This is a genomic window from Amycolatopsis sp. NPDC004169, assembly GCF_040610315.1.
Lineage (GTDB): Bacteria > Actinomycetota > Actinomycetes > Mycobacteriales > Pseudonocardiaceae > Amycolatopsis.
In genome coordinates, this window is record NZ_JBEXMD010000031.1 from 24,626 (window position 1) to 45,084 (window position 20,459).

17 protein-coding genes are annotated in these 20,459 nt (G+C 72.7%); 10 read left to right on the forward strand and 7 right to left on the reverse strand.

Annotated elements, in window-relative coordinates; translation table 11 throughout:
- Positions 1-45 precede the first annotated feature (45 nt).
- Positions 46-2,067, forward strand: coding sequence for a glycosyl hydrolase family 65 protein (locus ABZX11_RS32895; protein ID WP_354920348.1), 2,022 nt, complete (start codon positions 46-48; stop codon positions 2,065-2,067).
- On the opposite strand, the gene ABZX11_RS32900 is transcribed toward ABZX11_RS32895, so the two are convergent.
- Entirely contained in the window at positions 2,064-2,855 is a 792-nt protein-coding gene (locus ABZX11_RS32900; RefSeq protein ID WP_354920518.1) for an FkbM family methyltransferase, read from the reverse strand. The genes ABZX11_RS32895 and ABZX11_RS32900 overlap by 4 nt on opposite strands.
- Positions 2,856-2,930: 75 nt before the next feature.
- Positions 2,931-3,401, reverse strand: a complete 471-nt coding sequence (locus tag ABZX11_RS32905) for a hypothetical protein (protein ID WP_176176790.1) — start codon at positions 3,399-3,401, stop codon at positions 2,931-2,933.
- Between the two features lie 72 nt (positions 3,402-3,473).
- Between ABZX11_RS32905 and ABZX11_RS32910 the strand changes: the two genes are divergently transcribed.
- Together ABZX11_RS32910 and ABZX11_RS32915 are read left to right on the forward strand one after the other, a co-directional pair.
- Entirely contained in the window at positions 3,474-4,082 is a 609-nt protein-coding gene (locus ABZX11_RS32910) for a DUF2231 domain-containing protein (protein WP_354920351.1), read from the forward strand.
- Positions 4,083-4,125: 43 nt separating this feature from the next.
- Positions 4,126-4,290: a hypothetical protein gene (locus ABZX11_RS32915; protein ID WP_354920354.1), complete on the forward strand. Its 165-nt coding sequence runs from the start codon at positions 4,126-4,128 to the stop codon at positions 4,288-4,290.
- Here ABZX11_RS32915 and ABZX11_RS32920 read toward each other — a convergent pair.
- Positions 4,245-7,640, reverse strand: a complete 3,396-nt coding sequence (locus ABZX11_RS32920; RefSeq protein WP_354920357.1) for a TM0106 family RecB-like putative nuclease — start codon at positions 7,638-7,640, stop codon at positions 4,245-4,247. The two genes, ABZX11_RS32915 and ABZX11_RS32920, sit on opposite strands and share 46 nt — an antisense overlap.
- A 169-nt stretch (positions 7,641-7,809) precedes the next feature.
- Between ABZX11_RS32920 and ABZX11_RS32925 the strand changes: the two genes are divergently transcribed.
- The 7 genes from ABZX11_RS32925 to ABZX11_RS32955 all read left to right on the forward strand — a co-directional run bounded on the left by ABZX11_RS32925 (position 7,810) and on the right by ABZX11_RS32955 (position 15,867).
- Positions 7,810-10,383 carry an alpha-glucuronidase family glycosyl hydrolase gene (locus ABZX11_RS32925; protein ID WP_354920360.1) on the forward strand — a complete coding sequence of 858 codons (2,574 nt, stop codon included), beginning with the start codon at positions 7,810-7,812 and terminating at the stop codon, positions 10,381-10,383.
- 83 nt (positions 10,384-10,466) lie between these two features.
- Positions 10,467-11,408: an acyl-ACP desaturase gene (locus ABZX11_RS32930; protein WP_354920363.1), complete on the forward strand. Its 942-nt coding sequence runs from the start codon at positions 10,467-10,469 to the stop codon at positions 11,406-11,408.
- A 20-nt stretch (positions 11,409-11,428) separates the two neighbouring features.
- On the forward strand, positions 11,429-12,193 hold the full coding sequence (locus ABZX11_RS32935) for an IclR family transcriptional regulator (protein WP_354920366.1): 765 nt from the start codon (positions 11,429-11,431) through the stop codon (positions 12,191-12,193).
- Positions 12,194-12,260: 67 nt separating this feature from the next.
- Positions 12,261-13,292, forward strand: coding sequence for an aromatic ring-hydroxylating dioxygenase subunit alpha (locus ABZX11_RS32940; RefSeq protein WP_354920369.1), 1,032 nt, complete (start codon positions 12,261-12,263; stop codon positions 13,290-13,292).
- Positions 13,289-13,447 (forward strand): hypothetical protein, encoded by a 159-nt coding sequence (locus ABZX11_RS32945; protein ID WP_308676564.1) that lies wholly within the window; start codon positions 13,289-13,291, stop codon positions 13,445-13,447. Before ABZX11_RS32940 ends, ABZX11_RS32945 begins: the two co-directional genes overlap by 4 nt.
- Positions 13,447-14,364, forward strand: coding sequence for a PDR/VanB family oxidoreductase (locus ABZX11_RS32950; protein ID WP_354920372.1), 918 nt, complete (start codon positions 13,447-13,449; stop codon positions 14,362-14,364). The genes ABZX11_RS32945 and ABZX11_RS32950 overlap by 1 nt, the downstream gene beginning before the upstream one ends.
- 51 nt (positions 14,365-14,415) lie before the next feature.
- Positions 14,416-15,867, forward strand: a complete 1,452-nt coding sequence (locus ABZX11_RS32955) for a phospholipase D family protein (protein WP_354920375.1) — start codon at positions 14,416-14,418, stop codon at positions 15,865-15,867.
- A 3-nt stretch (positions 15,868-15,870) separates the two neighbouring features.
- Here ABZX11_RS32955 and ABZX11_RS32960 read toward each other — a convergent pair whose 3' ends face one another.
- The 4 genes from ABZX11_RS32960 to ABZX11_RS32975 all read right to left on the reverse strand — a co-directional run bounded on the left by ABZX11_RS32960 (position 15,871) and on the right by ABZX11_RS32975 (position 20,433).
- The gene (locus tag ABZX11_RS32960) at positions 15,871-17,445 is read right to left on the reverse strand and encodes a succinic semialdehyde dehydrogenase (RefSeq protein WP_354920378.1); all 1,575 of its coding nucleotides are present in this window, start codon (positions 17,443-17,445) and stop codon (positions 15,871-15,873) included.
- The gene (locus tag ABZX11_RS32965; RefSeq protein ID WP_354920381.1) at positions 17,442-19,070 is read right to left on the reverse strand and encodes a GMC family oxidoreductase N-terminal domain-containing protein; all 1,629 of its coding nucleotides are present in this window, start codon (positions 19,068-19,070) and stop codon (positions 17,442-17,444) included. The genes ABZX11_RS32960 and ABZX11_RS32965 overlap by 4 nt, the downstream gene beginning before the upstream one ends.
- Before the next feature lie 110 nt (positions 19,071-19,180).
- Positions 19,181-19,639: a dihydrofolate reductase gene (locus ABZX11_RS32970; protein ID WP_354920383.1), complete on the reverse strand. Its 459-nt coding sequence runs from the start codon at positions 19,637-19,639 to the stop codon at positions 19,181-19,183.
- Complete coding sequence (locus ABZX11_RS32975; RefSeq protein WP_176176778.1) at positions 19,636-20,433, reverse strand: thymidylate synthase; 798 nt, start codon at positions 20,431-20,433, stop codon at positions 19,636-19,638. Before ABZX11_RS32975 ends, ABZX11_RS32970 begins: the two co-directional genes overlap by 4 nt.
- Positions 20,434-20,459: the final 26 nt, after the last annotated feature.

Genomic DNA, 20,459 nt, shown 5'->3' on the forward strand with positions numbered 1-20,459 from the left:
CGTCCCCGTGGTGCAATGGCCGCCCGCGCCGGAAGGGGTACGAGCATGGGAATCCCGCAGCGAATCGGTCACGCACTCCTGGCACTGACGACGGCGGCCGCCGTGCTCGCTCCGGCCACCGCGAGCCCGGCACCGCCTTCGCTCGAGTTCGCCAACCCGGACAGCCAGTCCCTGTTCGGCACCGCCTACGCCGCCGCGCTGCAGAACCTGCTGCACACCAACACGATCGGCTACGACGCGCGCTACGACCGGAGCGGCCTGCTGGACCCCGCCACCGGCATCGTCCGCGCGGGCGGCGGCTACGCCCAGCCGTGGACGCGCGACGCGTCGATCAACAGCTGGAACGCCACCAGCCTCCTCGACCCGGCCCTGGCGGCGAACACGCTCTGGGCGGTGGTCGACAAGGACACCGGCGGCGCCCTGCGCGTGCAGCAGGACGACCAGCAGTGGGACCAGGTGGTCTGGGTCACCGCCGCCTGGCACCACTACCTCGTCACCGGCGACCGGCGCTTCCTGCAGAACGCCTACCGCACCGCGACGGCCACCCTGGCGATCCGCGAACACGCCACGACCGCCGGGTTCAACCCCGCCTACGGCCTGTTCACCGGCGCCTCCTTCTTCAACGACGGCATCGCCGGCTACCCCGCCCCGCCCGCCGACGCGACCGAGTCGGTCAGCACCGGCAGCATGCCGTGGCCGGGGGTCGCGAGCGGGATGTACCTCAGCACCAACGAGCTGTACTACGCCGCCTACGCCGCCGCCGCGGAGATGGCCGGGCAGCTGGGCCGTCCGGCCCCCGAGGTCGCCGGCTACCGCGGCAAGGCCGCCGCGCTGCGGACCGCGATCAACCAGCGGTTCTGGAACCCCGCGACCGGCCTGTACGACTACCAGCTGCTCGCCGACGGCTCCCGCGGTGCCTACCAGGAAGGCAGCGGGCTGGCGTTCGCCCTGGTCTTCGGCGTCGCGGACCCGGCGCAGGCGCGCTCGATCCTCGCGCACGCCCGGGAGCTGCCGTGGGGCATGCCCGACACCTTCCCGCACTGGGCCCGCTACAGCGACGCGCAGCCCGGACGGCACAACGCCATCGTCTGGCCGCTCGTCCAGGGCCTGTGGGCGAAGGCGCTGGCCGGACAGGGCGACCAGAACGGGTTCGCCGCGGAGACCGCGCGGCTGGCCAAGCTGGCCGGGAGCAACAGCGGCTTCTGGGAGATCCACAACGGCACCACGGGCGTGGTCGACGGCGGCTGGCAGCGGCTGGGCGACACGGTGAAGTTCCACTGGGGGTCCGAACCGGACCAGACCTGGTCGGCCACGGCGTTCCTCGACATGGTCCACACCGGCCTGTTCGGGCTCACGTTCGGCGGCCGCGGGCTCTCCTTCACCCCGCACCTGCCCGCCGGCTGGGGTGACGTCACCCTGCGGGACCTGCACTACCGCGGCGCGACCCTCACCATCGCCCTGCACGGCGCGGGCAGCACGATCACGGCGTTCCGGCTCGACGGCCGGCCCACCCCGGCCTCGGTGCCGGACTCGCTCACCGGCGCCCACACGATCGACATCACCCTCGCCGGAGCGCCCGCCGGTGACCGCGACGGCGACGGCGTCCCCGACGCCCGAGACCGCTGCGCCGACACCGCGGGCACCTCCGTCCTCGACGGCTGCCCCGACCCGGCGCACCTCGAAGCCGAGGACGCCCGCAACACCGGCGGCGTGAAGACGAACGTGAACCACACCGGGTACGCGGGCCGCGCGTTCCTCGACGGTCTCTGGGCGCAGGGCGCGGCGTCGTCCTTCACCGTGCACCGCGCCACGACGGCGCCGGAGCGCGCCGCGATCACCGTGCGGTACGCCAACGCCAACAGCGACACCCGGACGATGACGCTGTCGGTGGACGGGCAGCCGGTGCGGCAGGTCGGCTTCCCGAAGGTCTCCGACAGCTGGGACGCCTGGGGCACCACGACCTTCGCCGACGTCCCGCTCACCGGCCGGGACCCGGTGGTGACCCTCTCCTACGGCCCGGGCGACACCGGCGCGATCAACCTCGACTGGCTCGAACTCCGCCGTTAGCGGACCGCGAACACCATCCCGATGTCGGCCGCCTCCTGGACGGGGTCCTGCACGGCCTCGACCGTGAACCCGCGCGTGGCGAAGACCTCGCGGACGGTGTCGCGGTGCCGCCGCCACCCTTCGACTTCGACGACGGCCTGCCGGATCAGCGGCCAGTGCCGGTCTTCGAGGCCGCGCAGCACGTCGAGCTCGGCGCCCTCGACGTCGACCTTCAGCAGGTCGACGCGGTCGATGCGCTGCTCGTCGAGCACCGCCGACAGCGGCCGGACGCGGACGCGGTGGGTTTCCAGCTCCCGCATCACCCGCAGCTTGCGCCCGACGATCCCGCGCAGGACGGGTGCCGGCACGCGGCGCAGCCCGGCGCCCAGCCCACCCCGGCGGATCATCTCGACGATGCTCGCGGTGACCCGCTGCTGCTCGGCCTCGACGTTCGAAGCGTCCCGCCACGACGACGAAAAGATGGTCGCCGCCGGGAAGTAGCTGAAGTCGAGCTCGTCCTCGGCCGCCGCCAGGCCGTAGGGCAACGCGGTCAGCCTGCCGCCGAAGAAGTCGCGGCCGTTGCGCTCCAGCGTCGTGTGCAGGGGCGGGAGCGGCTCGAAGGCGTAGATCCGCACGTCGCCGTCCAGCCGCTCGTACACCGCCGCGGAGAAGACGCCGACGTTGGCCCCGACGTCGAGGACGGTCGCCCCGGGCGTGAGCTCGACGCCGCGGGCGAAGTAGGCGCCCACCTCCTCGCGCAGGAAGGACACCTCCCACGGGTTGATGCTGTGGAGCTCGATCGTGTCCATGGTCACGCGCAGAGATCTATCAGCAACGGGCAGTGCGGGACACCCCCGTTCGGTGGCTACCCCTCGCGGGCGCGGTCACCGCCCGCCGCGTTCGCCCTCGATGTGCAGCGCCGCCTGTTCCGGTCCGGCCGCCGGGGCCGAGCCCGCGTCCACGCCCACCTCGTCCGCCTCGGTGTCCACCGGCGGTCCGTCCCCGTCCACCGGCGCCAGCTGGACCGGCTGTTCCGGGGACTCGCCCGTGTCCTCGTCCGTGTCCCCGCCCGCCCGGCTGTCGATCCCGGTCGTCGCCTGGGCCGCCGGGTCCGGGACTTCCTCCCCGATCCGGTCGCCCAGCCCCCGCGGGTGGGCCTGCTCCCACGGCGTCATCCCGTACTTCGTCACGCCCGACCAGTGCTCCGGCGGGTCCATCCCCTCTTCGAGCGGGTCGGTGCGGATGCGGTCTTCGTCGAGGTCCTCGGCGCTGTTCAGAGCGGCCGGGTCCGTCTCGACGGCGTCCGGCGCGCCGGTGTCCTGCGGCGGGTCGTAGCTCTGGTCGGGTTCGGTCATGGTCGGGGACTTCCCGCTGACGCGACGGCGAAACGCCGGTTGACCGGCACGGGGCGGGGTAGCCGCCGCGGTATGGATCCCACGCGCGATGGTCACGCCCGGTCGAAGCCCGCCTGGCCGCACCGAGTCCTGCGGAAGGCCGAAGACGCCGGAGCGCTCGACGGCCCGGCCGCTCAGCTCGGGCGGCTGCTGAACAGCGAAAACAGGGTCACGCGGCAGCTGCGCGGCCGCGCACTGGGGCACCCGCTGCACCCGCTCGCGGTGACCGTCCCGATCGGCGCCTGGCTGTGCTCGGCGGTGTTCGACCTGCTCCCGGACGGCCGGGACGCGGCCCGCCGCCTGATCGCGACCGGCCTGCTGACCGCCCCGGCGGCGATGGTGCTCGGGCTGGCCGACTACTCGGGTCTCGACGTGCGGCAACGGCGGGTCGGGCTGGTCCACGCGGTCGCCAACGCGACGGCGACGGCGCTGTTCGGCGCGTCCTACCTGGCCCGGCGGCGGGGCCGCGGCGGACGGTTCCTCGCGGTGCTGGGCCTGACGGCGACCAGCGCCGGCGGCGCGCTTGGCGGCCACCTGAGCTACGCGCAGGGCGCCGGGGTGTTCCGCTGGCAACCCCTGGACGACCTGGCCCCGGCCGAGCTCGCGGGCGAAGACCCGGCGCGGCCGCGCAACCCCGCTTGACCGCCGCGCTTGGTCACCGGCCCCCGGGGGTAACCCGCCGCCCATGAGCGAATCCGACGACCGCCCCCTCACCCCCGACGCACCGGCGCCGCCCGGCACCCCGGAGCTCGACCTCGACGTGGAGATCCCCGAAGCCGGCCGGCCGCGGGAGCAGCCCGGCGCTCAGGACGTCGACGAGGACGCCGGCGAAATCGAACCGCCGAGCTGACCCGACGGCCACGGCCGCGCCGCCGTCATCAGGCCGATCATGCCCGCGACCAGGCGCAGCTGCTCGACCGTGCGGATGTCCGCCTCGACGAGCCGGGGCGAGCACACCAGGACCGCCAGCGCCTGTGCCCGGGACAGCGCCACGTTCAGCCGGTTGCGCGAGAGCAGGAAGTCGAGCCCGCGCGGCAGGTCGACCGCCGACGACGACGTCATCGTCGCGAGCACCACCGGGGCCTCCTGGCCCTGGAACCGGTCGACCGTGCCCACCCGCACGCCCGCGTACCCGGCTTCCTCCAGCGCCCGGCTCACCGTGCGCGCCTGCAGGTTGTAGGGCGCGACGACGAGGATGTCGTGGTCGCCCAGCGGCCGGGCGGCCCCGTGGTCGGTCCACATGCGACCGTGCACTTCGGACACCACGCGGACGATCTCGGCGGCTTCCTCCACCGATCGGGTCGTGTTGCCCCGGTGGTCCACTTCGGACAGGTAGAGGCCCGCGTCGACGCCGTCGAGCGCGCGGTCCGCGGCCGAGGGGTGGGCGTGCAGCCGTCCGGCGTAGGACAGGTCCGACACCGGTGCGCACACGGCCGGGTGCATGCGCCGCGTCTCGTCGAGGAAGTAGCCCAGCGCCGGCGGCATGATGTCGGCCTCCCCGATCAGGTGGCCCAGTGCCGAGGCCTCGGCACCCGCCGGATGCGTGCCCTGCACGACCTGGGGCAGCTGCTGCGGGTCGCCCAGCAGCAGGACGTTGCGGGCGCACATCGACACCGCGAGCGCGTCGGCCAGTGCGAACTGGCCGGCCTCGTCGATGATCAGCAGGTCGAAGGGCTCTTCGCGGACGGCTGCGTTGGCGAACGTCCAGGCCGTCCCGCCGACCAGGTGCCCGGTGTCGTGCTCCTGCCGCCACTTCACCAGTGCGGGGTTGCTCTTCGGCTGCTCCCACGGCGCGGCCGGGTCCGGCGTCTTCTTCGCGCGCTTGGCGCACGGCAGCTCCGGCGCGCTCTTCAGGGCCGCGCTCAGCACGTTCTCCACGGCCTTGTGGCTGGTCGAGGTGACCGCGACGGTCCGGCCCGCCCGCACCAGCCGGGCGATGAGCCGGCCCGCCAGGTAGGTCTTGCCCGCACCCGGCGGGCCCTGCACGGCCAGCGCCGACCCGTCGAGCCCGTCGACCGCCTCGATCACCGTGGCGACCAGGTCGTCCCCCGGCTCCGGCAGCGCGCCGCCGCCCCGCAGCCGCGGCGGGGTCCGCCGGAGCAGGTCGACACCGGGGTGCCGCGGCAGCTCCGGGAGAGCGTCGACGACCAGGCGGGCGAGGTCGGCGACGGCCTCGTCCTTGGGCGAGGGCCGCACCGGGCTGCCGGGCAGCACCGCGCTCGGCCGGTCGCTGGTGGTCGCGTCGGGCGGGCAGCTCTCTTCCAGGGTCAGCTCCACCGCCGAGGCGGCGACGACCTTCGCGTCGCGGGCGGTGTCGCCGTAGCGCAGCCGCACGTCGTCGCCAGGGGCGAACGGGTGCGGCCGGTCGGGGTCGCACGCGAGCTGCAGGGTCCGCTTCGCGGTGCGCGCCCGCCCGGCCGGGGGCACCCACTCCCCCGCCTCCAGCGCGACCGGCACCGCGCAGGCGGTGTCCACCTCCAGGTCGCCGAGCGGGGCGGCGAGCTGGCGGAAGTACTCCCACCACGCCGGGTTCGTCTCGCGGCGGTGGTAGCCGACGGACGCCGCCAGCAGCGCGCGGGCCCGCTCGTCGGGGGTGAACCGCCCCGGGTCGTCCGGCAGCCCGTCGAGCAGCGGGTCGACCAGCGCGGCCAGCTGCGCGGCCCGTTCGGCCCGCCGCTCGGCGGCCACGTCCTCCTCGGCCCGGCGCAGCAGGGCGTCCTCGGCGGACTCCTCGGCCGGCTCCGGGACCTCGATGCCCGCGTCGGCGCGGACGCGGTGCAGGAACTCGAACAGCCGCTGCGCGGAGGCGCAGTCGTCCTCGGTGTTCTCGCCGATGCGGCGCAGCACCTCGTCGGCGCGTTCCGGCTCCCCGGCCTGCGCGAGCGCCAGGTACTCCTCGTACGCCTCGACGTCGGACACGGCCGTCTTCGCGCGGGCGCCGGGCTGGTAGAGCGGCTCGAGGTGCCGGATCGAGTACGACCGCTGCGACACCCGCAGCGCCTTGCGGACCACCGCGTGCAGGTCCACGACCGCGCCGCTGCGCAGCAGGTGGTCGACGGTCTCCTCGCGGGTGCCGTGCACCGCGGCCAGCCGCTTGATCGCGGTGACTTCGTACGGCGCGTAGTGGTAGACGTGCGAGCCGGGGTGCTCGGCGACGCGCGCGGCCACGAAGTCGACGAACTCCTCGAACGCGCGCCGTTCCTGGGCGCGGCTGTGCGCCCAGAACGGCGTGAAGGTCCGGTCGCCGAACGCGCCGAAGAGGTATTCCAGGCCCTCGCCGGCGAGGGCGTGCGGATCGCCGGCCAGGTCGGCGAACACGTCACCCGGCGCCGGGGCGGGCAGCGCGGCCAGCTCGTCCGGGTCGACGATCTCGTAGGCGACCTCGCCGGTGGCGTCCTGCCGGACCTGCAGCGCGGCCTGGGCGCGCAGGGCCGCGAACGCGGTCGCCGACAGGTCCCGCGGCCGGTCGGCCGGGCCGGCCGCGGCGAGCGCGTCGATCGACCCGAGCCCGGCGGCGACGAGCTTGCGGCGCTGGTCGCCGCGCATCCCGGCGACCAGCGAGAGGTCCCGGTCGGCTTCCCGGGCCGACGCGCAGTGCTGGGCGAAGCCGCAGCCGGCGCAGGCCGGGCGTTCGTCGGCCCAGAGCGGGACCGGCAGCCGCGGCGGACGGCCAGCCAGCCGGGTCCGCAGCCGGTCGACCAGCGGCCGGAAGTCCTCGACGCGCAACGTCCGGGTGCCGCCGTCGGTCAGCCGCAGGTGCAGCTGCGGCCCGGCCGGCCAGCCGGCGCGGCCCAGCGCGTCGGCGCACGCCGTCAGCCGGACCACCGCGGCGGGCGTGGCCTGCCGGACCGGCTGCGCGTCGTGGACCTCGTACCGGCCTTCGCCGTCCTGGACCAGGAAGTCCGCCTGCGCCGAGAAGCCGCCGCCGAGGAGGACGGCCCGGTGGATCACCGGCACTCCGGACCGCAACGCCTCTTCGGTCGCCTTCGCGGCGAGTGCGGTGTCTTCGACGTCGATCTCGGCGATCTCGCACCCGGCGGCGCGGAACCCGGCGAGCATCGCGGCGGCGTGCCCGCGGCGCGGCGGTGGCTCCGCGGGTGCGGGCCGCGGCGCTCCCGGCAGGCCCGCGGCCAGCGCCTGGCCGAGGATGCTGCGGTGCTCGCAGTCGAGCAGGTCGGCGAGATCGGCTGGGGTGAGCATCGCCGCGAAGTCTGGCACGGGGCTGCGGCCGGACCCGGGCACACCGTCCCCGACACGCCGAAACTTTCGGGATTCCTTGCTATATCGCGAATTCTTGACAGCGCGGAGCGTCGCCGCAATAGTGCGAGAACCGAACTCGATACCCCGGCGGACACGATGGGGGAAACCCTTGTCTCTCAGCGACGAGAACGGTCTGCGGCGGCGTTCCTTCCTGATCGGCAGCGGAGCGGTCCTGACGGCGTCGGTGCTCGGTGCTCCCCCGGCGCAGGCGAGTCCGCCCTTCCCGGGTGACTACGACGGCTCCGACCTGTGGCTGCGCTACGAACCGGTCGCCGATCCCGGCGTCCTCGCCCGGTACCGGGCCGCGCTCGGCGCGATCGTCGTGGAGAACGCCGACCGGGCGAAGGTGCACCGTCACACGGCGAACCTGAGCATGGCCCCCGGTTCCACCGAACACCTGGTGGAGAGCACTTTGGCGGCGGCGCGGGACGAACTCGTCCGCGGCCTCGGCGGGCTGCTGGGGCGGCCCGTGCCGGTGGCGAACGGCTGCCCCGACCGCGCGGTGGTCGTCGGCACCCCGGAGAGCTCTCCCCTGGTGCGCGGGCTCGTCCCGGCACGCGACCTGACGCCGCTCGGCACCGACGGCTACCTCATCCGTTCGCTCTCGCGCGGCGGCCGCCGGGTGATCGTCATCGCCGGCAACACCGACGTCGCCGCGCTGTACGGGACCTTCGCGTTCCTCCGGCATCTCCAAGCGCAGCAACCCGTCGCCGAGCTGAAACTTTCTTCGGTGCCGCGCATCAACCACCGGTACCTGAACTACTGGGAGACGGAACGGCTCTACGCCGGGAACAACGCGACCGGCACCGGCGGGCTGGACGGCGAAACCGGGGCGATGTTCGACTTCACCGCCACCGGCGCGTCGGCCGGGCTGAACCTGCCGGTGATCCTCGACCGCTACCTCGTCGCGGCACGCGCGATGGCTTCCCTCGGCCTCAACGGCCTCACCATCAACAACGTCAACGCCAACAGCTTCTACCTCACCCCGGCCGCCATCGAGCAGGAAGCCGCACTGGCGGACGCGTTGCGCCCGTACGGGATCAAGCTCGCCGTCTCGATCAACTACGCGGCGCCGACCGACGCCCGGTTCGCGCCCGACACCCTCACCCGCGAGCAGCTGGATCCCTACAGCGCGCAGTTCCGGGACTGGTGGACGCGACGGGCCCGGCAGCTGCAGGCGGCCATCCCGGATTTCCTGGGCTTCACCGTCAAAGCGAATTCCGAAGGCCAGCCGGGTCCCCAGGACCTCGGCTACGACCACGGTGACGGCGCCAACGGCATCGCGGCGGCGGTGGCGCCCCTCGGGATGCGGATCTTCTGGCGGACCTTCGTCTACAACGCCGATGTGGATCCGGACCGGCTGAAGCGCGCCTACCTGGAGTTCGGGCCCATCGACGCCGAACCCCGGCCCGACGGCACCACCGGCCGGTTCGCCGGGAACGTGTTCCTGCAGACCAAGAACGGCCCGCTCGACTACCAGGCGCGGGAGCCGGCCAACCCGTTGTTCGGCCGGATGGAACACACCAACCAGGCCATCGAACTGCAGATCACCCAGGAGTACACCGGGCAGAACACGATGCTGTGCTACCTCGGCCCGCTGTGGGAAGAGGTCCTGAAGTCCGACACCTACGCCACCGGCGCGGACGGCAGGCTGCTGGCCAAGAGGCTGGTGGGCCACGTCGTGGACGGCACGGCCCAGGGTCACCCGGACAGCGCGATCGTCGGCGTGGCCAACTTCGGCAACGCGGACAACCTGACCGGGCATCACTTCGCGCAGGCCAACCTGTACGCCTTCGGCAGGCTGGCGTGGGACTGGACGCTCCCCGCGCGGGACATCGCCGCGGACTGGGTCCGGCTGACCTGGAGCAACCGCGACTTCGTGGTCCGGGCGATCGTGGCGATGATGATGGGCTCGCGGGAAGCGCTGGTGAGCTACCAGACCCCGCTCGGCGTCGCGCACCAGTTCCGTTCCAGCGACCACTACGGCCCCAACCCCGCCGAACGGCTCGCGCGCGACGACTGGAGCCCGGTGTACTACAACAAGGCCGACAGCACCGGCCTCGGCTACGACCGCTCCCCCACCGGCAGCGGCTTCACCGCGCAGTACTTCCCGGTGCTCGCGGCCCGGTACGGCGACCTCGAAACCACCCCCGAGAACCTGCTGATGTGGTTCCACCACGTGCCGTGGGACCGGCGGATGCGCAGTGGCCGGATCTTCTGGGACGAACTGGTGTACCGCTACCAGACGGGCGTCCACTACGTGTCCTGGCTGCGCCAGGCCTGGGATTCACTCGAACCGCACGTCGACGCGCGCCGCTTCGCCGAGGTGAAGGCCAAGCTCGCCGCGCACGAGGCCGACGCGGGCAGCTGGCGCGACACCTGCGTGGGGTACTGGCAGGGGTTCAGCGGCCGGGCGATCCCGACCGACGGACCGCTGGCCATCGCCATCGTGGTCGGCGGCCGGACGATCGGCGGGTTCGACGCCGGGGCGCCGTCGTCGACCGTTCCGCTCGCCGCCGGCGCTTCGCCGAGGATCACGAAGGTCGTCCCGGCCCATCCCGCCGTGCGGTGCGAAGTCCTTTCCCAGGCCGCCGGCGTGCCCGGGCGGGCCGTCGTCCGGGTCACCGGGAAGACCTTCTTCGGGCCGATCCTCAAGGACTACGTCTTCGACTTCACGCGCTGAGGGAACCTCCGCGCGCCCGCGTCCGTTGTCGTTTCCTACGGCACCGTAAGTTACGGTCGCGTAGGTACGGAAGGACGTCTCCCATGCCGGTCCCCGAAACGACCCGCCTGCTGCACGAACTGGAAGGCACGGTCGAAGAGAACCTCAACCGGCACCTCGCCGCCGCCCAGGAGTGGATGCCGCACGAGTACGTCCCGTGGAGCCAGGGGCGGGACTTCGCCGACCTGGGCGGGGAGGCCTGGGCCCCGGAGCAGTCCCGGGTGAGCCCGATCGCGCGGACGGCCCTCGAAGTCAACCTGCTCACCGAGGACAACCTGCCCAGCTACCACCGCGAGATCGAGCGCGCGTTCGGCCGCGACGGCGCGTGGGGCACCTGGGTGCACCGGTGGACGGCCGAAGAGGGCCGCCACGGCATCTGCATCCGCGACTACCTGCTGGTCACCCGCGCCGTCGACCCCGTCGAGCTGGAGCGGATGCGGATGGAGACCATGCAGGCCGGCTACGACACCGACGACAAGCCGCTGCTCAACGTCTGCGCGTACGTCTCCTTCCAGGAGCTGGCGACCCGGCTCTCGCACCGCAACACCGGCCGCTACACGCAGGATCCGCTGGCCGAGAAGCTGCTCGCCCGGGTGTCCACGGACGAGAACCTGCACATGGTCTTCTACCGCAACCTCGTCAAGGCGGCGCTGGAGATCTCGCCGGACGCGATGATGCGCGCGATCACCGACGAGGTGCTGTGCTTCGCGATGCCGGGCGCGGTCATCCCGAGCTTCGCCCGCAAGGCGGCGCTGATCGCCAAGGCGGGCATCTACGACCTGCGCATCCACCACGACGACGTCGTCCAGCCGCTGCTGCGCTACTGGAAGGTGTTCGACCTGACCGGCCTCGGCCCGGTCGGCGAAGCGGCACGGGAGGAGCTGGCGACGTTCCTCAAGGGGCTCGACACGCAGGCGTCCCGGTTCGAGGAACGCCGGGACGCCGCGGCCGCGCGCCGGGCGGCGCGGGGCATAGTGGAGGCCTGAGCCACCACCGGAGGTCGCCCGTGCCGCACCGAGGTCGCGTCCCCGGCGCCACCGGGCCGGTGCTGGGGCGCGCACTGCGGGTGCTGGAGGCGTTCTCGCCGGACCGGCCGGCGCTGCGGCTGAGCGAGGTCGCGCGCCGCACCGGGCTCCCGGCCGCGACCGCGCACCGGCTGCTGCGCGAGTTCTGCGCGTGGGGCGCGCTGGAGCGGGACGAGACCGGCGTCTACCGCGTCGGGCTGCGCCTGTGGGAGCTGGGCTCGCTCGCCCCGCGCGGCCTGGGCCTGCGGGAACTCGCGCTGCCGTTCCTGGAGGACCTCTCGCAGATCACCCGCGAGAACGTCCAGCTCGCCGTCCGCGAAGGCACCGAGGTGGTGTACATCGAGCGCATCGCCGGAACGGGCGCGGTCCCGGTCCTGACCCGCGTCGGCGGCCGGTTCGCCCTGACCGCGACGGGCGTCGGGCTGGTCCTGCTCGCCCACGCCCCGGCCGAGGTCCAGGAGGAGGTCCTCGGCAGCCCGATCGAGCGCTACACGCCGGAGACGGTGACCGACCCGGACCGCCTCCGCCACCTGCTGGCCGACGTGCGGACGCACGGGTTCTCGATCAGCGAGCGCCAGGTGACCCTGGACGCGCTGTCGGTCGGCGCGCCGATCCACGACGCCCGGGGTCAGGTCATCGCGGCGGTGTCGCTGGTGGTGCGGTACGGAAGCGTGGCGCCGCACGCGCTCGCTCCCCTGGTGATGACCAGCGCCCGCGCGATTTCGCGCGCCCTTTCCGTCTTATGAAATAGCCCTTCGTGGTGCCGGGGTCGCTCCCCCACGCTGTGACCCGGCCCACCACGAAAGGACTCCGATGAGCGCCATCCCCCGCGATCAGTGGTACGTCGCCGCCTACGGTTCCGAGATCGGGGCCGAGCTGTTCAGCCGCACCGTCTGCGGCGAGCCCATCCTGTTCTGGCGGACGCGGGACGGGAGCGTCACCGCGGTGGCCGACCGGTGCGTGCACCGGCGGTTCCCCCTGTCGCAGGCGCCGTCGCGGCTGGTCGACGACCAGGTCATCTGCGGCTACCACGGCTTCACCTACGGCGTCGACGGCAAGTGCGTGGCCGTGCCCGGGCAGACCCGGGTGCCGCGGACCGCGCGGCTGGCGCGCTACCCGCTGGTGGAGCAGGACTCCTTCGTCTGGGTGTTCATCGGCGACCCCGCGAAGGCCGACGCGGCCGCGATTCCGCGCGCACCCTGGCTCGACTCGCCGGACTACACCACCGTCCGCGGGATGGAGCCGCTCAAGGCGCGGTACTCGCTGCTGGTGGACAACCTGCTGGACCTGTCCCACGAGACCTACCTGCACGGCGGCTACATCGGCACCCCGGAGGTCGCCGAAACCCCGATCACCACCGAGGTCGACGAAGAAGCCGGCATCGTCTACGTCTCGCGGCACATGGCCGACGCGGCGTGCCCGCCCTTCTACGCCAAGTCGACCGGCCTCGAAGGCCGCATCACGCGCTGGCAGGACATCGAGTACACGCCGCCGTGCCTGTACAAGCTGCACAGCCGGATCGCGCCGGTCGGGTCGGTGCCGAACCCGGACGGCAGCGACCCGGACGCCTTCCACGTCGAGGTCGTCTACGCCATCACGCCGGAAACCGAGCACTCGACGCACGACTTCTGGGCGGTGGCCCGTGACTTCGCGCTCGACGACGAAGGCGTGTCGGCGTTCCTGGCGGAGAACAACCGCACGGTGGTGCTGCAGGACGTCGAGGCCCTCGACGTCCTCGAACGGGTGATCGCCACCGAGCCCGAGGGCTACCAGGAGCTTTCGATCAACATCGACACCGGCGGCCTGGCGGCCCGCCGGATGCTGCAGCGGATGGCGGCCTCGTGAACCGGCCGATGCTCGCCGGTGACCGCGTGTACCGGATCCACTGGGTGCTCGGCACCGACCGGCTGCGCGCGGTCTGCCACTGCGGCGCCGAGCGCGAGTTCGAAGACCCCGTGCAGCTGTGGGACTGGCTGCTCGCCCACCCCGAAGGACACTGATGACCCTCTCACTCCTGGTGGACCGCAAGGAAAAGCTTGCCGACGGCGTGGTCGCCCTCACCCTCCGCCTTCCCGGCGGCGAGCCGTTGCCGCCGTGGGAGCCGGGGGCGCACATCGACCTGGTCCTGCCGGGCTTCGTGCGGCAGTACTCCCTGTGCGGCGACCCGTCGGAGACGTCGGTGTACCGGGTGGCGGTGCTGCGCGAGCCCGGCGGCCGCGGCGGCTCGGCGTACGTCCACGACTCGCTTTCGGTCGGGGACCGGGTTCCGGTCGAGGGCCCGCGCAACCACTTCGCGCTGGTGGAGGCGTCGCGGTACCTGTTCGTGGCGGGCGGCATCGGCATCACGCCGATCCTGCCGATGCTGAACCGGGTGGCCCGTGAGGGCCGCGAGTGGCGGCTTGTCTACGGCGGCCGGACGCGTTCCTCGATGGCTTTCGCGGACGAGCTCGCCGAGCACGGCGACCGGGTCGTCTTCCGGCCCCAGGACGAGCACGGTCTCCTGGACCTCACGGCGGCACTGGCCTCGGCCGGCCCGGACACGGCGGTGTACTGCTGCGGGCCGGAACCCCTGCTGGCGGCGATGGAGGCACTGGAGCCGCCCGAACTGCACGTCGAGCGCTTCACACCGCTCGCGGACGAGGGTCCGCGCACGGCGTTCGAGGTCGAGCTGGCCGGGTCGGGGCGGGTGCTGCCGGTGCCGACGGACCGGTCGATCCTCGAGGTGGTCGAGGAAGCCGGGGTGACGGTGCTGTCGTCGTGCCGGGAAGGAACGTGCGGCACCTGTGAGACCGGGGTGCTGGGCGGGGAGCCGGACCACCGGGATTCGGTGCTGACGGCGGATGAGCGGCTGGAGAACGAGGTGATGATGCTCTGTGTGTCGCGGGCGCGTTCGCGGCGCCTGGTGCTCGACCTCTGACGCTGCGTCACTGCACGGCGAACCGGGCCGATCTGTAGTGACATGGGACGGGTGACGACGTTTCACTCATTCGTGGACAAGGTGGACGAGCGGCTCGGCGACGGGCTCGAACGCGTCCTGTGCACCCACCACCACCGGCGGTTGCGCCGGCTCGGCTGGGGTGAGGTGTTCGAACCGGGCGGTGACCAGGACCGTCTCGGCGGCCGGGCCCCGGTGCGCGCGGGCAACCGGGTCGAGGTGCTGATCGACGGTGAGGAGTCGCTCCCCGCCGTCGCCGAGGCCATCCGGCAGGCGAAGTCCCACGTGCACATCGCGAACTGGCACGCCAGCGCGGACTTCCGGCTGACGCGCGAGCCCGGCTCGCCCGCTCTGCGGGAGCTGCTGGCCGAGGCCGCCGGGCGCGGGGTCGAGGTCCGCGTCCTGCTGTGGGCCGGGCCGCCCTTCCCCGCCTTCCAGCCGTCGAGGAAGCTCGCCCGGGACGAACAGCGGAAGTTCACCGACGGCACCGGGGTGCGGTGCGTGCTGGACGCCCGGGAGCGGACCCTGCACTGCCACCACGAAAAGCTCGTGATCGTCGACGACGCGGTCGCGTTCGTCGGTGGCGTGGACCTCACCGCGCTGGAGGGCGACCGGCACGACAGCCCGGAGCACCCGCCGCGGCCCATCGGGTGGCACGACCTGATGGCGCGGCTCGAAGGGCCGTCCGTCGCCGACGTCGCCGAGCACTTCCGGCGGCGGTGGACCGAGGTGGCCGGCGAGGCCCTGCCCGAACCGGCCGTCCCGGCACCCGCCGGCGGCAGCCGCGTGCAGCTGCAGAAGACCGTCCCGAACGACACCTACGACTTCCTGCCCAAAGGCGAGTTCACCGTGCTCGACGGCTACCTCCGGGCGCTGCGCTCGGCGCGGCGGCTCGTCTACCTGGAGAACCAGTTCCTGTGGTCGCCGGAGATCGCCGAGGTGCTGCTCGACAAGCTCCGCAACCCGCCGGCCGACGAGTTCCGGGTGGTCCTGCTGCTGCCGCGCAAGCCGAGCAACGGCTCGGACACCACCCGCGGCCAGCTCGGCCGCCTGCTGGACGCCGACGACGGCCACCGGCGCCTGCTGGCGACCACGATCAGCGCCCACGACGGCGGGGCCCCGGTGTACGTCCACGCGAAGCTCGGCATCGTCGACGACGAGTGGCTGACGGTGGGCTCGGCGAACCTCAACGAGCACTCGCTGTTCAACGACACCGAGGTCAACATCGCCACCGACGACCCGGAGGTCGCCCGCACCACCCGGCTGCGGCTGTGGGCCGAGCACCTCGGGCACCCGGTTTCCGAGCTGGAGCAGCGGAGCCCGGCGGACATCGTGGACAACCTGTGGCGGCCACTGGCCGAGGAGCAGGCCGAGCGGGAACGCCGCGGCGAGCGGCGCACCCACCGGCTGGTCCTGCTGCCGGGCACCTCCCGCCGCGCGGCCCGGCTGCAGGGACCCCTGCGAGGGCTGCTGGTCGACGGGTGAGCGCTACCGGATCCGCAGCTTCCGCATCAGCTTCAGCCCGGAAAGCATGCTCTCGACGTACTTCTCGTACCCCTGCCCCGGCCGGGGCCCCATCACCTGCTTCTTCAGCACGGCCAGGTTCTGCACGTCCGTGTACTTCAGCAGTCCCTGGTCCCCGTGCCGGGCCCCGACGCCGGAGTTCTTCACCCCTCCGGACGGTGTCCCCTTCGCCGCGTACGCGGTCGCCAGGACGTCGTTGACGTTCACGTTGCCCGACTCGATCCGGGCCGCCACCGCGCGGGCCGCCGGGACGTCGGTGCTCCAGACCGACGCGTTGAGGCCGTAGTCCGTGTCGTTGGCCAGCGCCACCGCTTCGTCGACCGTGCGGTACCTGTGCAGCGCCACCACCGGGCCGAACGTTTCCGTGACGCCGCACAGCATGTCCGAGGTGACGCCCTCGAGGATCGTCGGCTCGAAGAAGGCCGGGCCGAGGTCGGGGCGTGGCTTGCCGCCGCACAACACCGTGGCGCCCTTGGCGACCGCGTCGTCCACGTGGGACTTGACGCGGCGCATGTGGTCGACCGACACCAGCGAGCCCATATCGGGCCCGAAGTCGTAGGCGGCGCGGACGTCGAGGGCCGAGGCGGCCGCCACGAACGCCGTCTTGAACTCCTCGTAGCGGGACTCCGGCAGGTAGATCCGCTCGATGTGCATGCAGATCTGGCCCGTGTTGCCGAACGCGCCGAAGATCGCGCCCTGGACCGCTTCGGCCAGGGATGCGTCCGGGAGGACGATCATCGGGTTCTTGCCGCCGAGCTCGAGGCAGCAGCCGATCAGGTTGCGGCCCGCCCGCTCGCCGATCACCCGGCCGGTGGCCGTCGAACCGGTGAACATCACGTAGTCCGCGTGGTCGATCAGCGTCGGGCCGACGTCGGGACCCTCGCCGCACACCACCTGGAACAGCCCTTCCGGCAGGCCCGCCTCCTCCAGCAGCCGGACGCCGTAGAGCGGTGACAGCGCGGTCTTGTTGTCCGGCTTCAGCACCACCGCGTTGCCGGCCATCAACGCCGGGACCGCGTCGGAAACCCCGGTGGCGAACGGGAAGTTCCACGGCGCGATGATGCCCACGACCCCCTTGGGCAGCCGGACTTCGGTCGACGTCGTCAGCAGCGGCACCGGGCCGCCCCGCCGGACCGGCGCGAGCAGGCGGGCGGCCCGCTTCAGGTAGTGGCTCATCACCATCGGCGGGTCGCAGGTCTCCTCGATCGCCATCCGCCGGTTCTTGCCGCTCTCGACCTGGATCAGGTCGGCGACGGTCCGCGCGTGCTCGACGAACAGCGCGTGCGCCCGCTTGAACACCGAGAGCCGCTCCTTGACCGGCGTGGCCGCCCACTTCCGCTGGGCTTCGCGCGCCACGGTGAACGCGCGCTCGATGTCTTCGGGCGTCGACTGCGGCAGCTCGACGAGCAGGTCGCCGGTGTAGACCTCGGTCAGCTTCCAGGTTCCCCCGGCCGAGCCGGGGACGCGGGCCACGAGCTGCTGCAGGAAGGCGTCCGTGACCGACGCGGGGCGGGTGAGTCCGAGCGGGGTGAGGGTCATGACCGGCTCCCGAGGACGAGCTGGGCGCCCATTTCGCCGATCATGATGCAGGGCGCGTTGGTATTGCCGCCGGTGATCGACGGCATGATCGAGGCGTCGCAGACGCGCAGGCCCTCGACGCCGCGCACGCGCAGGTCGGGGCCGACGACGGCGAGCTCGTCGACGCCCATCCGGCAGGTGCCGACGCCGTGGTAGACCGACGTCGCGCGGTTGAGGATCGCGTCGCGCAGTTCCTGGCCCTTCAGCCGGGCCCCCGGGTGGATCTCTTCCTTGACCGCGCCCTTGAACGCCTTGGACGCGAAGATCTCGCGCACCATCTCGGAGCCCTCGCCGAGCAGTTCGAGGTCGGCCGGGTCGGACAGGTACTGGAAGTCGATGAGCGGGGCCACCGCGGGGTCGGGCGAGGCGAGCCGCAGCGTGCCGCGGCTCTTCGGGTAGATCAGCGTGGTCAGCACGGTGAGCGCGGGGCGCTTGTCGACGTCGTGGCGGATCGGCGCGTCCTGGTTGGGCGAGACGTAGGCCCACGGCAGCAGGTGCAGCTGCAGGTCGGGGACCGCGCCGGCCTGCGAGGTGCGCAGGAACGCGACGGCCTCGAAGACCGAGTTGGCGAGGAACGTGGTGCCGGGGCGCAGCAGCTCCCGGGCCAGCCCGCGGGCGAAGTACGGTGCCGTGCCCTTGTTCCTGCTGCTCGAGACGTGGAACGTCAGGGCGTGGAACATGTGGTCGTGCATGTTGTCCCCGACGGGCAGGTCGGCGACGACGTCGATGCCGTGCTCCGCGAGGTGCTCGGCGCGGCCGATGCCGGAGAGCATCAGCAGCTGCGCGGAGCCGATGACGCCGGCGGAGAGGATGACCTCCTTGCCGGCCCGGATGGTGCGGCGGCGGCCGCGGTCGAGCACCTCGACGCCGGTGGCGCGGCCGTTCTCGATGAGCACCTTTTCGACCAGCACCCGGTCCTGCAGTTCCAGCGTCGGCGGCGCGAGGTGGTGGAGGTAGCCGCGCGAGGCGCTGTAGCGCAGGCCGTCGGCGGCGTTCTGCTGCATCCGGCCGACGCCCTCTTGGGACTCGGCGTTGTAGTCGTCGAGGATCTTGCAGCCGAGCGCGTCGGACGTGGCGTCGATGAACTGCAGCGAGCCCTCTTGGGGGTTCTTCGCGCGGGTGACGCGGATCGGGCCGCCCGCGCCGCGGAAGGCGTTCTCGCCGTCTTCGAAGTCCTCCATGCGCTTGTAGGCGGCGTTGACGCTGTCGGCGTCCCAGCCGGTGTTGCCCTCCGCGGCCCAGGAGTCGAAGTTGGCGCGGTTGCCACGCACGTAGACCATGCCGTTGATGGAGCTGGAGCCGCCGACGACCCGGCCGCGCGGCACCGGCATCCGTCGATCGAGAACGTGTTTCTGCGGGACGCCGTAGAAGCCCCAGTCGAGCGGTTTCTTGAGCTGCGGCACCGCGTGCATCGGCCCGACCAGCCCGGGCTTCTTCACCAGCAGCTGCTCGTCGCTCTTGCCGGCTTCGAGGACGATCACGCTGGCCCCGGCCTGTGCCAGCCGTCCCGCGATCGCCGCCCCCGAGCTCCCCGACCCGACGACGACGTAGTCGGCCTCGTCGCCGCGCGCCGCCCTTTTCGCCATGTCCGCTCCTCGCTACGACCGGCCACCAGAACTGTAACGTGTTCTAGTTCAAGGCAACCGTATAGCGCCGACCCCGGCGAGCGCAACGGCCCGGGCGGCGGGAGCGGGGTTCAGCCCCAGGTCAGGAAGCGGTAGTGCAGGCCGGTCGACGACGCCAGCCACTCGCCGACGGAGTCCGCCGGGCGGCCGACCTCGGGTGCGTACGTGTCGCCCTCGAAGGACTCCCGCAGCTCGGTGACGACGATCCGGTCCGCGAGCGGCAGCGCCGTCCGGTACACCGCCGCGCCGCCGATCACCCACAGGTCGCCGGGCACCGCGGCCAGCGCCGACGGCAGGTCCGGGAACGTCTCGACCCCGTCCTGCGGCGTCGACGACAGCACCAGGTTCCGGCGCCCCGGCAGCGGCCGGAACCGCGGCGGCAGCGACTCCCACGTGCGCCGCCCCATCAGCACCGCCGCTCCCGAAGTCACCGCGCGGAAGTGCTTGAGGTCCTCCGGCAGGTGCCACGGCAGCCCGCCGTCGCGGCCGATGACGCCGTTCGCCGACTGGGCCCAGACCAGCCCGATCACACCGCCACCGGCGCCTTGATGCCCGGGTGCGGGTCGTAGCCGTCGAGGGCGAAGTGCTCGTAGGTGTAGTCGAACAGGCTGTCGGCCGGCTTCAGCCCGAGCGTCGGGAACGGCCGCGCGTCGCGGGCCAGCTGCGTCCGCACCTGGTCGACGTGGTTGTCGTAGATGTGGCAGTCGCCGCCGGTCCAAATGAAGTCGCCGACGCCGAGCCCGACCTGCGCGGCGATCATGTGCGTCAGCAGCGCGTAGCTGGCGATGTTGAACGGCACGCCGAGGAACAGGTCCGCGCTGCGCTGGTACAGCTGACAGGAGAGCTCGCCGTCGGCGACGTGGAACTGGAAGAACGCGTGGCACGGCGGCAGCGCCATCCGCGGGATGTCGGCGACGTTCCACGCCGACACGATGATCCGCCGCGAGTCCGGGTTCTCACGCAGCGTGCGCAGCACCTCGGCGATCTGGTCGACGTGTCCGCCGTCCGGGGTCGGCCACGAGCGCCACTGGACGCCGTAGACCGGGCCGAGGTCGCCGTCGGCCGCCGCCCACTCGTCCCAGATCGTGACGCCGTGCTCCTGCAGCCACGAGACGTTCGCGTCGCCGCGCAGGAACCACAGCAGCTCGTAGGCGATCGAGCGGAAGTGGACTTTCTTCGTGGTGATCAGCGGAAAACCCTCGGACAGGCGGTAGCGCAGCTGGTGCCCGAAGATCGACCTCGTGCCGGTGCCGGTACGGTCGCCCTTGCGGGCGCCCGTGTCGAGGACGTGACGGAGGAGGTCTTCGTACTGCGTGTCCGGCATGCCCGCGAGCCTAACCGGGCCGCTGA

Coding starts and splice junctions, on each gene's coding strand:
- ABZX11_RS32910 (WP_354920351.1), top strand. CDS start 3,474: ATGGATCCCACGCGCGATGGTCACGCCCGGTCGAAGCCCGCCTGGCCG.
- ABZX11_RS32965 (WP_354920381.1), bottom strand. CDS start 19,070: ATGGCGAAAAGGGCGGCGCGCGGCGACGAGGCCGACTACGTCGTCGTC.
- ABZX11_RS32920 (WP_354920357.1), bottom strand. CDS start 7,640: ATGCTCACCCCAGCCGATCTCGCCGACCTGCTCGACTGCGAGCACCGC.
- ABZX11_RS32900 (WP_354920518.1), bottom strand. CDS start 2,855: ATGGACACGATCGAGCTCCACAGCATCAACCCGTGGGAGGTGTCCTTC.
- ABZX11_RS32940 (WP_354920369.1), top strand. CDS start 12,261: ATGAGCGCCATCCCCCGCGATCAGTGGTACGTCGCCGCCTACGGTTCC.
- ABZX11_RS32915 (WP_354920354.1), top strand. CDS start 4,126: ATGAGCGAATCCGACGACCGCCCCCTCACCCCCGACGCACCGGCGCCG.
- ABZX11_RS32950 (WP_354920372.1), top strand. CDS start 13,447: ATGACCCTCTCACTCCTGGTGGACCGCAAGGAAAAGCTTGCCGACGGC.
- ABZX11_RS32960 (WP_354920378.1), bottom strand. CDS start 17,445: ATGACCCTCACCCCGCTCGGACTCACCCGCCCCGCGTCGGTCACGGAC.
- ABZX11_RS32930 (WP_354920363.1), top strand. CDS start 10,467: ATGCCGGTCCCCGAAACGACCCGCCTGCTGCACGAACTGGAAGGCACG.
- ABZX11_RS32895 (WP_354920348.1), top strand. CDS start 46: ATGGGAATCCCGCAGCGAATCGGTCACGCACTCCTGGCACTGACGACG.
- ABZX11_RS32905 (WP_176176790.1), bottom strand. CDS start 3,401: ATGACCGAACCCGACCAGAGCTACGACCCGCCGCAGGACACCGGCGCG.
- ABZX11_RS32975 (WP_176176778.1), bottom strand. CDS start 20,433: ATGCCGGACACGCAGTACGAAGACCTCCTCCGTCACGTCCTCGACACG.